This window comes from Brevundimonas sp. VNH65 (assembly GCF_049445955.1).
In the GTDB taxonomy this organism is placed as follows: domain Bacteria; phylum Pseudomonadota; class Alphaproteobacteria; order Caulobacterales; family Caulobacteraceae; genus Brevundimonas.
The window spans coordinates 127954-142672 of the sequence record NZ_JBMSDX010000003.1 but is presented as its reverse complement, the minus strand read 5'-3'; the positions used below and the strand labels follow the sequence as shown (position 1 = coordinate 142672).

Annotated in this window: 12 protein-coding genes; 8 read left to right on the top strand and 4 right to left on the bottom strand. The window is 69.6% G+C overall.

What is annotated here, in order from left to right; all coding sequences use genetic code 11:
• Positions 1–9: 9 nt before the first annotated feature.
• The 4 genes from ACO2Q1_RS07580 to ACO2Q1_RS07565 form a co-directional block, all read right to left on the bottom strand.
• Complete coding sequence (locus ACO2Q1_RS07580) at positions 10–1248, bottom strand: hypothetical protein (RefSeq protein ID WP_423328888.1); 1239 nt, start codon at positions 1246–1248, stop codon at positions 10–12.
• 43 nt (positions 1249–1291) lie between these two features.
• The gene (locus tag ACO2Q1_RS07575; protein WP_423328887.1) at positions 1292–2971 is read right to left on the bottom strand and encodes an ATP-binding protein; all 1680 of its coding nucleotides are present in this window, start codon (positions 2969–2971) and stop codon (positions 1292–1294) included.
• A gap of 112 nt (positions 2972–3083) precedes the next feature.
• Positions 3084–4259 carry a M24 family metallopeptidase gene (locus tag ACO2Q1_RS07570; RefSeq protein WP_423328886.1) on the bottom strand — a complete coding sequence of 392 codons (1176 nt, stop codon included), beginning with the start codon at positions 4257–4259 and terminating at the stop codon, positions 3084–3086.
• Entirely contained in the window at positions 4256–5482 is a 1227-nt protein-coding gene (locus ACO2Q1_RS07565) for an NAD(P)/FAD-dependent oxidoreductase (protein ID WP_423328885.1), read from the bottom strand. Before ACO2Q1_RS07565 ends, ACO2Q1_RS07570 begins: the two co-directional genes overlap by 4 nt.
• Before the next feature lie 86 nt (positions 5483–5568).
• Here ACO2Q1_RS07565 and ACO2Q1_RS07560 point away from each other — a divergent pair, with 86 nt between their 5' ends.
• The 8 genes from ACO2Q1_RS07560 to ACO2Q1_RS07525 all read left to right on the top strand — a co-directional run bounded on the left by ACO2Q1_RS07560 (position 5569) and on the right by ACO2Q1_RS07525 (position 14706).
• Positions 5569–6477 (top strand): dihydrodipicolinate synthase family protein, encoded by a 909-nt coding sequence (locus ACO2Q1_RS07560; RefSeq protein WP_423328884.1) that lies wholly within the window; start codon positions 5569–5571, stop codon positions 6475–6477.
• A 13-nt stretch (positions 6478–6490) separates the two neighbouring features.
• Positions 6491–7489, top strand: coding sequence for a 4-hydroxyproline epimerase (locus ACO2Q1_RS07555; RefSeq protein WP_423328883.1), 999 nt, complete (start codon positions 6491–6493; stop codon positions 7487–7489).
• Positions 7486–8175: a GntR family transcriptional regulator gene (locus ACO2Q1_RS07550; RefSeq protein ID WP_423328882.1), complete on the top strand. Its 690-nt coding sequence runs from the start codon at positions 7486–7488 to the stop codon at positions 8173–8175. The genes ACO2Q1_RS07555 and ACO2Q1_RS07550 overlap by 4 nt, the downstream gene beginning before the upstream one ends.
• A gap of 205 nt (positions 8176–8380) precedes the next feature.
• Positions 8381–9082: a flagellin gene (locus ACO2Q1_RS07545; protein ID WP_423328881.1), complete on the top strand. Its 702-nt coding sequence runs from the start codon at positions 8381–8383 to the stop codon at positions 9080–9082.
• Between the two features lie 192 nt (positions 9083–9274).
• Positions 9275–10504, top strand: coding sequence for a family 43 glycosylhydrolase (locus ACO2Q1_RS07540; RefSeq protein ID WP_423328880.1), 1230 nt, complete (start codon positions 9275–9277; stop codon positions 10502–10504).
• A complete protein-coding gene (locus tag ACO2Q1_RS07535) occupies positions 10501–11772 on the top strand; it encodes a pectate lyase family protein (protein WP_423328879.1) in 1272 nt (423 codons plus the stop codon). Before ACO2Q1_RS07540 ends, ACO2Q1_RS07535 begins: the two co-directional genes overlap by 4 nt.
• A gap of 70 nt (positions 11773–11842) precedes the next feature.
• Positions 11843–12853: a thioredoxin-disulfide reductase gene (gene trxB / locus ACO2Q1_RS07530; protein ID WP_423328878.1), complete on the top strand. Its 1011-nt coding sequence runs from the start codon at positions 11843–11845 to the stop codon at positions 12851–12853.
• 116 nt (positions 12854–12969) lie between these two features.
• Positions 12970–14706, top strand: coding sequence for an alkaline phosphatase family protein (locus ACO2Q1_RS07525; protein WP_423328877.1), 1737 nt, complete (start codon positions 12970–12972; stop codon positions 14704–14706).
• Positions 14707–14719 lie beyond the last annotated feature (13 nt).

Sequence of the window (14719 nt, the reverse complement as noted above, 5' to 3'; positions counted from 1 at the left end):
GGCGACGCCTCAGCGGGCGTCGACCGACTGGGCGATCCTTTCAGCCAGGGCGGCGTCCGCTTCTGCGACGCTGGCCACCCAGACATGGATCTCGCGTGGCGAATCCGGACGCTGGAACAGGTGCTCCATGGCCCGACGACGGCCCTCCTCGACCACCACGACCGAGGACCGGCCGCCGACCTGGGCCGTCTCTCCGACATAGATCGGAAACTGCGACGCGGGTCCGGCGTAGATCATCACGAACGACCGGCCGCCCCGCTGCACCGCATAGACGTCGAAGTCCGCGCCCGGTCGGCTGCGGACCAGGGTGAAGCCCTGCGGCAGGTCCACCGTGAACGGCAGGGCCGCGATGGCGGCCGCCGACAGCACGCCCGCCGCCCCGACAGCTGCGGTCGTCGGCCCCGCGGGGCTGGGCGCGGCCGCGCGCGGCGGCGCCGTCATGACGGGCGCCGACGCGACCGGCGGGGCGACGGCCGGGCTCGACCCCGGCAGCCGGGGGGGCGCATAGGCGGGCGGGGGCGTATAGGCCGGCGCGGACCCGCTCGGCGACGGCCGAACGGGGGCCGGAACGACGGGTCTGGGCGCGACGACGGGCGGCGGCGAAAGCGGCGCTGCCGTGACGGGCGCGGCCCGGGTCGGGGCCGGGGCCGGGGCCGTCGGCGTGGGCGATGTTGGACGCGGGGCGGGCGCGGTCACCGTCGCGGGGGGCGGAGTCGGGCGGCGGGCTGGCGCTGACGGCGGCGGAGCCGAGGCCGGGGCGGGTTCGACAACCCGCGACGCAGGCGGCGAGACGGGCGTCGCAAGCGGCGGCGGCGTCGATGGCCGGGCCGCAGCGGGCGGTCCGCTGTTCAGATCGCGGGTCAGGGCCCGGCGTATCTCGATCTCGGCCGCCGACAGCGCGGGTTCGGCACGCTGGGGCGCAGGGACGGGCGCGGGCGGGTCGCTTCGCATCGGGGTTGCGGATGGACTGGCGATGGGCGTCGCGGCGGCGGGCGCTGAGGACGCGGGCGCAGCCGGTGGAGGCGGCGTCGGATAGGCGACCGGCGGTCCGCTGTTCAGATTGCGCGTCAGGCTGCGGCCGGCCTCGACCGCCTCCGGCGACGGCCCGCGTCGGGTCTCGGCCTGGGGGTCGGCGCCCGCCTGTCCGGTCTGGGGCGCGGCCTGTGCGGCCAGGGCCGGCGTCGCGATCAGCAGCGACACGCCGCCCAGCAGCCGGGCGGTTCGGAAAAGCAGGCAGGTGCGGATCATGGCGGGGCACTGTGCCGCGAAACGCGGCCAGAGCAAGGCCGCTTCAGCCTGCGGGCAGTTCGACCCAGAAGGTCGCGCCTTCGCCGGGCGCGGAGATCACGCCGATCTCGCCGCCCTGCAGTTCGATCAGACGCCGCGCCAGGGCCAGGCCGACGCCGTGCCCCTCGATCGACGACCGCTCCAGACCCAGGCGGTTGAACGGCTCGAACAGCTGCGACTGCTTGTCGGCCGACAGGCCGGGCCCACGGTCGCTGACCTCGATCCGCACGCCCAGGGCGCAGTGGCGGGCCCGGAACACGACGACCCCGCCCGAGGCCCCGTACTTCAGCGCGTTGACGGCCAGATTGTCGATGACCTGACGCAGCCGCTGGGAATCCGCCAGCGCCACCAGACTGGGCGCGTCCGACGTGACCTGGATGGTGACGCCGCGCGCCTCGGGCCGCAGCAGGGCCGAGCGACGCACGTCCTCGATCAGGCTGACGATCTCCGTCGGCCGGGGTTCGACCTTGACCGTGCCGGCCTCGGCCCGCGCCACGTCGAGCAGGTCGTGCGCCAGGGTCTCGACCTGTCGCGCCGTCTTGACCAGCATGCCGGCCATCTCGCCCTGGGTGGCGTTGACGGGGCCCAGCTGTCCCGACGACCATAGCTCGCCGATGCCGATGACGCCGGCGACCGGGCTCTTGATCTCATGCGCCACATTGGCCAGCAGGCGCGACTTGGCCTCCGACGCCCGTTCGGCTCGCGCCAGACCTGCCCTCGCCTGGGTCCACAGACGATCCCGCTCCTCGATCAGCGCCGCCACGAAGAGGTAAGGCGCGGCGGCGAAGGCCAGCATCAGCTGGGCCAGCACCACCCGATCGGAAACCGGCAGGCCGTTGGTCGTCGCCGGGCCGGTGCCCTGAAAGATCGACGCCATCAGAAACAGCGACACCGCAAGCATCACCACCGACAGGGCCCAGACCCTGAGCCGCACCGCAATGATCAGCAGCACCGGATTCATCAGGAACGCCACCGGCGACGAGGACTTCAGGCACAGGAAATAGGCCAGGGCGCACGCGCCGCCCAGCAGCAGGACCGTCTCGATCAGCTTCGCGCGGGACTTCAGTCCGTCCAGAATCTTGCGATCCAGCGACAGGATCATCGGCAGGACGATCAACAGGCCGAGGGCGTGGCCGAAGGTCCAGACCTGGAATCCGTGCAGGAAGTCGGTGCCTCGCAGCAGGTGGAACGCCGTGGCCCCCGCCATGCCGCCGACCACGGCGGCGCCGGTGACGGCGGCCAGGATGTTCAGCGTCGACCGTACCGATCCGATGCCCAGGTTGGGTTCCAGCCGGCGCACCAGCAGGACGGCGGCGGCCACTTCGGCCAGATTGACCAGGGCCAGGACGATGGAGGTGACGGGATCGTTGCCCGCAAGGAACTCCCCGACCGTGATGCCCGCCAGCATCAGGCCGCCGAAACTCAGATCGAAACTCGCGCCGCGCCCGCTCCTCAGCCACAGGCCGGCGGCGAAGGCGTTGGCGATCCACAGCGGCACCGGGGCCCTGGGGTCGCCCAGGAGGATGGAGACGGTGGTCAGGGCCGCGACCATCAGGCCGGCGAAGATCGGCAGCAGCGGGCGCGCGAAAACGCTGTCGCCGGACGGTCCGGACGCGGGGCGCACGACCGCCGCCGCCGGTGACGACGCGGTGGTCTCGATGTCCATCGCGCGGCTGAAATGCATGCGTTGCGGGGTCCGATCCGGCCTTGTTCAGACCGCATCAGAGCACGGCTTCCTAAATATCCCCTGAAACCCCCACAATCGGGCGCCGCCTCTTTCGGCGGCCGTCATCAGCCTAAACCGGCCGGTCGATCGAGGCCTGGGGCTCGGTGAACCAGGCGGCCCCCGTTTGCGTGACGTGGAAGTGGTCTTCCAGCCGGATGCCGAAGCGGTCGGGGACGACGATCATCGGCTCGTTCGAGAAGCACATGCCGGGCTGCAGGATCGTGGCGTCGCCGCGCACGAGGTAGGCGGGTTCGTGGATCGACAGGCCGATGCCGTGGCCGGTGCGGTGCGGCAGGCCGGGGAGGCGGTAGTCGGGGCCGAGGCCGCCGGACTGCAGAACCCGGCGGGCGGCGTGGTCGATCTCTTCGCAGGGAACGCCGGGGGCGACGGCCGCGAAGGCGGCGGCCTGGGCGGCCTTTTCCAGATCCCACAGGTCGCGGACCTGCTGATCGACCTGGCCGAAGGCGTAGGTGCGGGTGATGTCCGAGTGATAGCCGTGAACGGTGCAGCCGGTGTCGATCAGGACCAGTTGATCTTCCTCCAAGCGCTGGTCGCCGGGAAGGCCGTGGGGGAAGGCCGTCGCCCGGCCGAACTGAACCGCGCAGAAGAAGGAGCCGGAAGCCCCGAGGGCGCGATGGGCGTCGTCGATGAAGCGTTTGACCTCGGAGGCGGCGATGCCGGGTCGCAGGATCCGGGCGGCCCGGCGGTGAACCTCCAGCGTCATGGCCTTGGCCTGGGCCATCAGGGCCAGTTCGGCGGGCGACTTGCGCATGCGGCCGCCGTCGATGACCGGGGCCCCGTTCGTCAGCGCCAGGCCGAAGCCGCGAAGACGCTCGCCGTAGTGGAAGGGCAGAAGCGGATCGATGACCAGGGTCGCGCCCGGGGCGACGGCGTCAGTGACCAGACGTGCCGGATCCTCGTCTTCCTCCCAGAGGCGCAGGTCGAAGGGCAGGGCCAGTTCGGCCTCCAGCGAGCCGCGTTCGAAGGCCGGGCAGATGATCGACGGGGGGCCGGACACGGGCAGGATCAGGGCGACCAGCCGTTCGGTCGGGTTCCATGTGACGCCGGTGAAGTAGCGCAGGCTGGCGCCGACGTTGACGACGAGGGCGTCGGCGCCGAGGCCTTCGGCCAGGTTGCGGGCGAGGTCGAGGCGATCCCGGTATTCCTGCGTCGAGATGGGCGGCGCAGGTTTCGGCCAGGGCGAGAGGTCGGCCAATTCGGCCTGGGGTGTCGATCCGCCGATCATGGGCGTGGGCTCCTGTCGAAGCGGGAGAGGGAAAAGGGCGTGACGTCCACCGGCGACGGCGCCTGCCCGGCCAGGGCCGTGACGATGCGGGCGGTGACGGCGGCCAGGGTCAGGCCCAGGTGCTGGTGGCCGAAGGCGTAGAGCAGGTTGGAGGCGCGCTCCGAACGTCCGATCGCGGGCAGATAGTCGGGAAGGGTGGGGCGGGCGCCCATCCAGCGGCGGAAGGGCCCGTAGATCGGCAGGCCGAGGTCGCGGACATGGCGTTCCAGCCGTTCCCATTTGCGCGGATCGGGCGAGGCGTTCGGTCGGCCGAACTCGACGAAACTCGCGGCCTGGACGCAGTCAGCGTAGCGGGTGACGATCATCGAGCGATCCTCGAACACCACGGGCGGCAGGTCGGCGGGCCAGCCGGAGGCCTCGGCGCGGATATGGTAGCCGCGCTCGGCGATGATCGGGACACGGTGACCGAAGGGGCGCATCAGGTCGCCCGATCCGACCCCGGCGGCGACCAGGACCAGATCGGCGTCATGGCCGGCGATGACGGCGCGGCCGTCGTGCAGGTCGAGCCGGGCGGCCTGGCGGGCGATCCGGCCGCCTGTCTGCAGCAGGCCGGCCTCCAGTGCGTCAGCCAGCCCCGCGAGATCGGTGACCTGTCCGCTGCCGGAAAAGCGGATCGCCCCGTGCAGGGGGCGAGCGGTCAGGGCCTGCACCTGCGAGGCGTCTGTCGGCGCCGCCGTCGTCCGGCCGATGTCCGCCGCGCGCCACCCCGCCAGACCCTTCCGCGTGGTCGCCGGGCTTTCCCAGACGACCAGATGGCCCTGATCGTTGACCAGGTCGGGCCGTCCGAGGTCGGCGGCCAGCTGCATCCAGTCCGAGAGCGCCGGGGCCAGCAGGGACTTGAGCGCCGACTGGCCGCGCTGGAATCTGGCGGGACCGGACGCGGCGACGAAGGCGGAGGCGAACGGCGTCCAGGCGGCGATCTGGGACAGGGGCAGGTCCAGGGCGCCGCCGAACCAGACGTGGCGGCGGATGGCGGATCGCAGCGTCTCAGGAGAGGCGAGGGGGGCGACCTGTTCCGTCGCGATATGGCCGGCGTTGCCCCAGGAGGCGGCCCGGCGCAGCGGGTCAGGTTCGAACAGGGTCACGGCGTGGCCGGCGCGGGCAAGACGGAAGGCGGCGGAAAGCCCAACCACGCCGCCGCCGATCACCCCCACTCGCGCCACCACGTCTCCTCGCCATTTCGCCGCATTGCAGATGCGCCAGCAATTTCGTATACGATATTCACATCCGCATTCGAGAGCAACGCATCATGACCGTCGATTGGAAGGGCGTCTTCCCCGCCGTCACCACCCAGGTAGCCGAGGACATGTCCCTGGACCTGGACGCCACCCAGAAGGTGGTGGACGCCCTGATCCGCGACGGGGTGACCGGCCTGATCGCCCTTGGCACGGTCGGGGAGAACAACTCGCTGGACTATGACGAGAAGGTCCGGGTGCTGACGGCCATCGTCGAGGTGACGGCCGGACGGGTGCCCGTGGTGACGGGCGTGTCGGAGTACGACACACGTCGCGCGATCCGTTACGCCCAGGCGGCGGAAAAGGCCGGGGCGGACGGGCTGATGCTGCTGCCGCCGATGGTCTATGTGCCCAAGCCGCACGAACTGGCCGCCCATTTCCGCGGCGTGGGCGAGGCGGTCGGCCTGCCGATCATGCTGTACAACAACCCGCCGGCCTATCGCACCGTCATCACCCCCGAGGTCATGGCCATGGTCGAGGATGTGAAGACCATCGTGGCGGTCAAGGAATCGGCCCCCGACACCCGCCGGTTCACCGATTTCAAGAATGCGTTCGGCGATCGCTATGTCCTGTTCGCGGGACTGGACGATGTGGCGCTGGAAGGTCTGTGGCTGGGCGCGCGAGGCTGGGTGTCGGGTCTGACCAATGCCTTCCCGAAGGAATCGGTGGCCCTGGTCGAGGCTGTGGAGCGGGGCGACAACGCCAAGGCGGTGGAGATCTATCGCTGGTTCATGCCCTTGCTGCATCTGGACGCCGAACATGATCTGGTCCAGTCGATCAAACTGGCCGAACAGGTCATGGGGCGGGGGTCGGAACGGGTTCTGCCGCCGCGCATGCCCCTGATCGGGGAGCGTCGGGCCGAGGTCATCGCCATGGTGGAACAGGCGGCGGCGACGCGACCGGACCTGACGATCAAGGGCTGAACCGGAGAGCGCCGTGCGCCACACCTTCTTCTGCATCGACGGCCATACGGCGGGGAATCCGGTGAGGCTGGTGGCGGGCGGCGCGCCGCTGCTGCGTGGGGCGTCCATGTCGGAGCGTCGTCAGGACTTCATGGCGCGGTTCGACTGGATCCGCACCGGCCTGTGTTTCGAGCCGCGCGGCCACGACATGATGTCGGGGGGCTTCCTGTATCCGCCGACGGGCGAGGACGCCGACATCGGCATCCTGTTCATCGAGACCTCGGGCTGTCTGCCCATGTGCGGGCACGGGACGATCGGGATGATCACCTTCGGCTTGGAGTACGGGCTGATCCAGCCGCGCCAGCCGGGGCGGCTGAGGGTCGAGGTGCCGGCCGGGGTGATCGACATCGCCTATGAGACCGAAGGCGAGAAGGTCGTCGCCGTCCGGATCGTCAATGTGCCGGCCTATGTTGCCGCGCGCGGCATCGAGGTGGAGGTCCAGGGGGTCGGGCCGCTGACGGTCGATGTGTCCTATGGCGGCAACTTCTACGCCATCGTGGAGCCCCAGGGCGCCTATGCCGGTCTGGACCAGATGGGGGCGGCGCGCCTGATCGAGGCGAGCGGCCGTCTGCGGGCGGCGATCCGCGAGGTCTATGAGCCGGTCCATCCGCTGGACCCGACCATTCGGGGGGTCAGCCACATCCTGTGGGCCGACGCGCCGAAGGGCGAGGGCGCCGACGGGCGCAACGCCGTCTTCTATGGCGACAAGGCGATCGACCGAAGCCCGTGCGGCACGGGCACCTCGGCGCGGCTGGCGCATCTGTTCGATCAGGGGCGGCTGAAGGTCGGCGACCGCTTCGTCCACGAGAGCTATATCGGCAGCCGCTTCATCGGGCGTGTTGAAGCGGAGGCGAGGATCGGCGATGTGTTGGGGATCGTACCGTCCATCGAGGGTTCCGCCGTGGCCACCGGGTTCAACACCGTCTGGATTGACCGCCAGGATCCCTTCTGGGCCGGGTTCCAGGTCACGTGAGCGGCGCGCCGGACGCCGCCGTCCGCACCCTGTCGGAACAGGCGTTCGAGGTGGTGCGGGAACGGATCGTCAGTGGCGTCATCGCCGAAGATGCGCCGGTGCGTCAGGACGCCCTGGCGGCGGAACTGGGCGTCAGCAAGATACCGCTGCGCGAGGCCCTGGCGCGGCTGGAGCAGGAAGGGCTGCTGATCGGCCGACCCAATCGCGGCTATGTCGTGCGGCCGATGTCGGCGGACCAGGCCGAGGAAATCTACGCCCTGCGGCTGGCCATAGAGCCCGCCGCCGCAGGTCGCGCTTGCGCCGAGGCGGGCGAGGCGGAACGGACGGCGGTGCGGACGGCGTTCGAGCGCCTGGATGCGGCGGCGGCGGACGATCTGGCGCGGGTGGCGGTGATGAACCGGGACTTCCACACCGCCCTGGTTCGCAGCGCCGGGCGTCCGCTGACCGCCCAGCTGGTCGAGCGGCTGTCGATCCTGTCCGAACGCTATGTGGTGGCCCATCTGAAGCCGGCGGGACGTGAGGCGCGGGCGCACGGCGAGCATCGCGATCTGCTGGAGGCCTGGCTGGACGGGCGTGCGGAGGCGGTCGAGACGCAACTGGCCGGCCACATCCAGGGCACGCTGGACGACCTGCGCGCCCAGTTCGGGGCGGCCACGCGGGGCGCTGAGTCGTTTCTGCCGGGCTGATTTTGCCGGGCGGTCGTTAAGCCCGGCGTAAATTTCCTTGCTGAAATCCTGACGAAAATCATCGACATCAATAAAATCAATGGCTTGTGTGTCTTGCCCCTGTCGCGGCCAGCTGGCCCGACCCTTGCCAACGGATGAATGAGCAAAACGCTCCCGACAGCCAAAACGGCGTCGGACATGTCGAAGACAGAAACAGGAGGCCAAAATGGCCGCGAGCATCAACACGAACTACGGCGCCCTCGTCGCCGCCCAAGCCCTGGCCGCCACCAGCCGCGACCTGGACAAGACCCAGAACCGCGTCACCACCGGTCTGAAGGTTTCCTCGGCCAAGGACAACGGCGCCATCTGGGCCGTGGCCACCACCCAGCGCGCCAACGCCCAGGCTCTGGACGCCACCATCAACAATCTTCAGCGCCAGGCGTCGATCGCCGAAGTCGGTCTCGCCGCCGGTGAAACCATCATGGCCGCCCTGACGGAAATGAAGTCGCTGGCCGCCGCCATCGAGGCGGGCGGCACCGTCACCGCCTATCAGGCCGACTTCGCCGCCCTGTCCGCCGAAATCACCGCCGCCGCCGCAGCCGCCACCTTTGACGGCACTGCCGCCTTCCCGACCCCGGCCGCCGTGCCCGCCGGCGAAACGGCCGCTCAGGTTCAGACCTCGATCGACGCCTGGGCCGCCCTGCTGCAGACCACGGGCACCACGGCCAAGTCGCTGGAGCGCCAGATCACCTTCAACTCGAAGCTGCAGGACTCCCTGGTCGCCGGCGTCGGCAATTTGGTGGATGCGGACCTGGCCAAGGAAAGCGCCAAGCTGACGGCCCTGCAGACCAAGCAGCAGCTGGGCGTGCAGGCCCTGTCGATCGCCAGCCAGGCCAGCGGCATCCTGCTGAGCCTGTTCCGCGGCTAAGGCTTCCGCCGATCGATCCGAGGATCGGTCGGCCCCTCTTTCGGTTCGCCGTCGGCGAATCTCGTGATCGCCGGGACGCTCGCTCCCGGTGCGACTTACGCGGCGCGTCCGAAGGACCGCCGCGTCTTTCGCATCCCAGAATTTATCATACTATATCGCCGAAGGGTCGCGCAGACGGCCGGAGGAGGCGATATGCGGATCGACAGACGCGGCCTGCTGGGCGGGCTGGCGGGGGTGGCGACGGCGTCGGCCTGGCCGGCCTCGTCCCAAAGCGGCCTGACCCCGACCTGGGACGATTCCGGACGGCTGATCCCCCGGCCGGAGCCCAATCCCTATCCCTATTCCGGCGTCAGCGGACCGGGCTTTCCGGCCGATGCGGCCAGCGAGACGGGCGGCTGGATGTCGGGACTGCCCGGCGTGCGTTACAGCGGCGCCCGGCCCATGGCCTATCCGACCCTGCCCTGGGGCGAGGCGGCGACGGGGGCGGCGGTCGAGAAGAAGCTGACGCCGGCGATACGGCCCCTGATGGAGCTGCATCTGCGCGACACCCAAATCTGCATCGGCGGAGACGGCGCCTACTATATGACCGGCTCGACCGGCGACAACATCTGGGCGTTCAACGACGGGGTCGAGCTGTGGCGGTCGCAGAACCTGATCGACTGGACCTATCTGGGCCTGGTCTGGAGCCTGGACGAAGCCGGGGGCTGGGCGCGGGAGTGGCGGATGCGGCGCGGCGTGCCGTTCCGGGCGATCTGGGCGCCGGAAATCCACTATGTCGCGGGAAACTACTTCATCTGCTTCAGCGTCAGCCGGGCGGGGCTGGGCGTTCTGCGCAGCACCAGCGGAAAGGCTGAAGGGCCCTATGAATACGCCTTCTCGCCCGAGGCCCATCTGAGGAGGGGCATCGACGCGACCCTGTTCGAGGACGACGACGGTTCGGTGTGGCTGACCTACGGCTCGGGCGACGAGATCGTGCGGCTGAAGGACGACCTGTCCGGCTATGCCGGGGAGTGGACGCGCACCCAGCTCCCGGCTTCGTCCTGCATTGTGGCGCGCGACCGGGCGCGTTGTCTGAAGGGCGAGAACACCCTGGGCTATGAAGGCGCGACGATCTTCAGGAAGGACGGGCTCTACTATCTGGGGGCGGTGGGCAATGCGGAAGGGCGCTACTCCTTCGTTTTCGCCATCGCCGACAGCCTGACCGGACCGTATCGGCTGGCGCACGAGGCCGTGCCGGGGGCCGGGGGCGGCAATGTCTTCAAGGATCGAGAGGGACGGTGGTGGACCACCTATTTCGGCAATGACGAACAGGCGGCGTTTCGCGAGAAGCCGGGCCTGATCCGGGTGGACTTCGACCCGGAAGGCCGCATCATCGCCCATGCCGACCAGCCGTTCGTTCCGGCGTCAGGAGACAATGCATGATCGATCGTCGCGGACTGCTGCTTTCCGCAGCGGCGATGGCTTTGCCGCTGCCGGTTCTGGCCGAGGACAGGCGTCTGGCCTTCGACGGCGCCCTGGGCTGGGCGGCGACGACGGCCGGCGGACGGGGCGGGCGGATCATCAAGGTGACGACCCTGGCGGCGGCGGGGCGGGGATCGCTGCGGGAGGCGCTGGAGGCCGAGGGGCCGCGCATCGTCGTGTTCGAGGTCGGCGGGATCATCGACCTGGGGCGGCAGACGTTGCGGATCCGCAACCCGCATCTGACCCTGGCCGGTCAGACAGCGCCTGATCCGGGGATCACCCTGATCCGGGGCGGGCTGGACGTGGCGACGCATGACGTCGTCATTCGCCATATCCGCGTGCGGGCCGGGGCTGACGGCGCGGCCAAGGGCAGCGGCTGGGAGGTGGACGGGCTGAGCGCGCGGGCGGCCTGGAACCTGATCGTGGACCAGTGCTCGTTCAGCTGGGCGACGGACGAGAACCTGTCGGCCTCGGGGCCGCGTTTCGACGGCGGAGACACGGTCCGGGACTGGCGCCGGCATACCTCGCGGCGGGTCACCTTCAGCCGCAACATCATCTCTGAGGGGTTGTCGGACTCCAGCCACGTCAAGGGCGAGCATTCCAAGGGGACGCTGATCCACGACAACGCCACGGACGTGCTGATCGTCGGCAATCTGTATGCTCACAATCACGAGCGGAACGTGCTGTTCAAGGGCGGCGTCCATGCGGCGGCGGTCAACAACCTGATCTACAACCCCGGCAATCGCTGCATGCACTATGCGCTGAACGCCTCGGAGTGGGTGGGCCGCGCCTGGGAGGTCGGGAAGCTGGCGATCGTCGGCAATGTGACGCGCGGGGGACGTTCGACACGGCGCGATCTGCCGTTCCTGATCGTGGAGGGGCAGGGGGATCTGGACCTGTACGCCGTCGACAATCCGGCCCGGCACATCGACGGCCGGGAGATGCAGGAGATCGGGATCATCTCGGATCGCGATCCGAAGATCACGCGCCTGACCGTGCCGCCGACCTGGCCCGAAGGCTTTGCGGCGCGGCCGTCCGGCGAGGTCGAGGCCTGGGTGCGGGCGGAGGCCGGGGCGCGACCGTGGGCGCGCGACGCCGTGGACCGGCGCGTGCTGGAGGAGGCCCGCACCGGCTGGGGCCAGGTGATTGACGACGAGACCGAGGTCGGGGGCTATCCGTCGGCGACGGAAACGCGCCGTCCGTTCGATCCGGCGGCCTGGACGTTCTGAGCGCGGCCCTGTGGAAGGTTGAGGGCGCAGGCGTCGCGCAAACGGGAATCAGGGCCTAGATAGGGGCGTCATGACCCAAGCTCCCCGCTCCGTCCGCCTCGCCATCATCGGTTCCGGCCCCGCCGGCTGGACCGCCGCCATCTATGCGGCGCGCGCCCTGCTGAACCCGGTGATCATCGCCGGGCTGCAACCGGGCGGGCAACTGACCATCACCACGGACGTCGAGAACTATCCGGGGTTCGCCGAGGTCATCCAGGGGCCCTGGCTGATGGAGCAGATGCGGGCCCAGGCGGAACATGTGGGCACCGAGGTGATTGAGGACATCGTCGTGTCCGCCGACCTGTCGCAGCGGCCGTTCCGGCTGAAGCTGGATTCCGGGGCCGAGCTGCTGGCCGAGACCGTGATCATCTCCACCGGCGCCCAGGCCAAGTGGCTGGGGCTGGACAGCGAGCAGAAGTATCGCGGCTTCGGCGTGTCGGCCTGCGCGACCTGTGACGGCTTCTTCTATCGCGGCAAGGAGGTCATTGTGGTGGGCGGCGGCAATACGGCCGTCGAGGAGGCGCTTTTCCTGACCAACTTCGCGTCGAAGGTGACCCTGGTCCACCGCAAGGACGAGCTGCGCGCCGAGAAGATTCTGCAGGATCGCCTGTTCGCCCATCCCAAGGTCGAGATCGTCTGGAACCATGTGGTGGATGAGGTGCTGGGCCAGACGGACGGCATCAGCTCGAACGTCACCGGGGTGCGGGTCAAGGACGTGGCGTCCGGCGAGGCGAAGGAGATCGCCGCCGACGGCGTCTTCATCGCCATCGGCCATGCGCCGTCGTCGGAACTGTTCGGCGGTCAGCTGGAGATGAAGGCCGGCGGCTATCTGGTGGTGAAGCCAGGCTCGACGGCGACCAACATCGAAGGCGTCTATGCCGCCGGGGACGTGACCGACGACATCTATCGCCAGGCGGTCACGGCGGCGGGCATGGGATGCATGGCGGCGCTGGACGCCTCCCGCTTCCTGGCCGAGGTGGACCACGCGGCCCAGGGCCACCCGATCAGCCACAAGGAAGCCGAGAAGATCGGCGTCTGGTGATACCGGCGCGTGGCTTTTCGCGCGGATCGCGCGATGCTCGGCGCTGTCATCGGCCCGCAACGGTGGCGGCCTAGATCGGGGGCCGCAGCTGATGTCTGTTCGATCGGAGCCCTGTCTTGAAGCCTGCCCGCGCCGTCGCCCGCTGTCTCCTTCTGGCCGCCGCCCTTGCGGTCTCGGCCCCCGCCGCAGCGCAAGCCCCCGAAGCGCCGCCTGCCGAAGCGTCGTCGGACCGCGCCGACGGGCCGGCCCTGATCGTCACAGTGGTGATCGACCAGTTCAGCGCCAATCTGTTCAACCAGTATCGGTCACGGTTCACGGGCGGACTGAAGCGGTTGGCGGATGAAGGGCTGGTGTCGATCAACGGCTACCAGACCCACGGCTTGACCGAGACCTGTCCGGGACACTCCACCATCCTGACCGGTCGCCATCCGACCGGCACGGGAATTCCCGCCAACGACTGGATCGATCCGGCAACGGGTCAGGAGGTCTATTGTCTGGCGGCGCCGGAGAACACGCTGGCGCATGGCCGCATCACCGACAATGGTCCGGTCGGCCCCGGCCAATTGAAGGCGACCACCGTGGCTGACTGGCTGAAGGACGTCAGTCCGCAGAGTCGGGTCTTCGCCGTCTCGGGCAAGGATCGGGGCGCGATCAATCTCAATGGACACAATGGGAACGGCGCCTATTGGTTCACCGGCTCATTCGGTCTGACCACCTATGTCGAACCGGGTCAGACGGCGGAAGAAAGGCTGGCCCCCGTCGCGGGTTTCAACGCCCTGTTCCAGGCGGCGGCCAGGCTCGTCGAAGGGGATGATACGTCCGAGGCCCCGGTTATGTGGACCGGCGCCTACGCCCAGTGTCAGGCTCTCGCCGGCGACTGGACCATCCGGGGGCAAACCTTCAGGTCCGCCGTGCCGCCCGCGTCGCAGGAGTTCGACACCTCGCCCCTGCTGGACGAGGTAACGCTGGCGGCCGCCGAGTATCTGCTGAACAGTCAGCAACTGGGCAGGCGCGGAGTCACCGACATGCTGGGCGTCAGCCTGTCGGGCACCGACCGGATCGGTCACAGCTTCGGCACACAGGGGCCGGAGATGTGCGAGCAGATGTATCGTCTGGACGCCGCCATGGGAGCGTTCCTGGATCGGCTTGATGACGTGCCGGGCGGGGTGCTGCTGGTCCTGACGGCCGATCACGGGGGGTCGGACTTCGTCGAGCGTGAGGCCGTGCACGGCTATCCGCACGCCCACAGGCTGGACACTGCCGCAATCGGTCAGGTCAACGCCGCCCTGCGCGCGGAATTCAGCCTGGACGCCGATCCGCTCCAGTCTGGGTCGAGCGGTCTTCTGGTTGCGGACGGGGAACGGAAAGCCTTGCCGGAGCCGTTGCGCACCCGGGTGGCGACGGCGGCGGTTGAGCGTCTGCGCCCCTTGCCGGACGTCGGCTTCGTCGAGCGGCGGGAAGTGCTGGCGGCCGAGCCGCTGCCTGCGTCGACGGCCAATCCCGAGATGTTGACCCTGCGCGAGCGGATGCGGCTTTCGACCCTGCCGGACGGCCGTTCGGCCGACCTCATATTCACCCTGGCCCCGAACGTCAGCGCCGGCGGGCGTGTCGGCGGCACCCTGGCCGGCCACGGCAGCCCCTGGGAATATGATCGCCGCGTGCCGATCATCTTCTGGAAGCCCGGCGGGATTGACGGAGAGGGTCGGGGGCAGGAGCGGTTCCTGCCGATCCGGACCATCGATATCGCCCCGACACTGGCCAATGTCATCGGGCTGAAAACGGCGAATGATCTGGACGGCCGCTGCATCGATCTGGGGCTGTTTCCCGTCCCGACGTGTCCGATCGGCCCCTAGGCGAGCCAGCCGC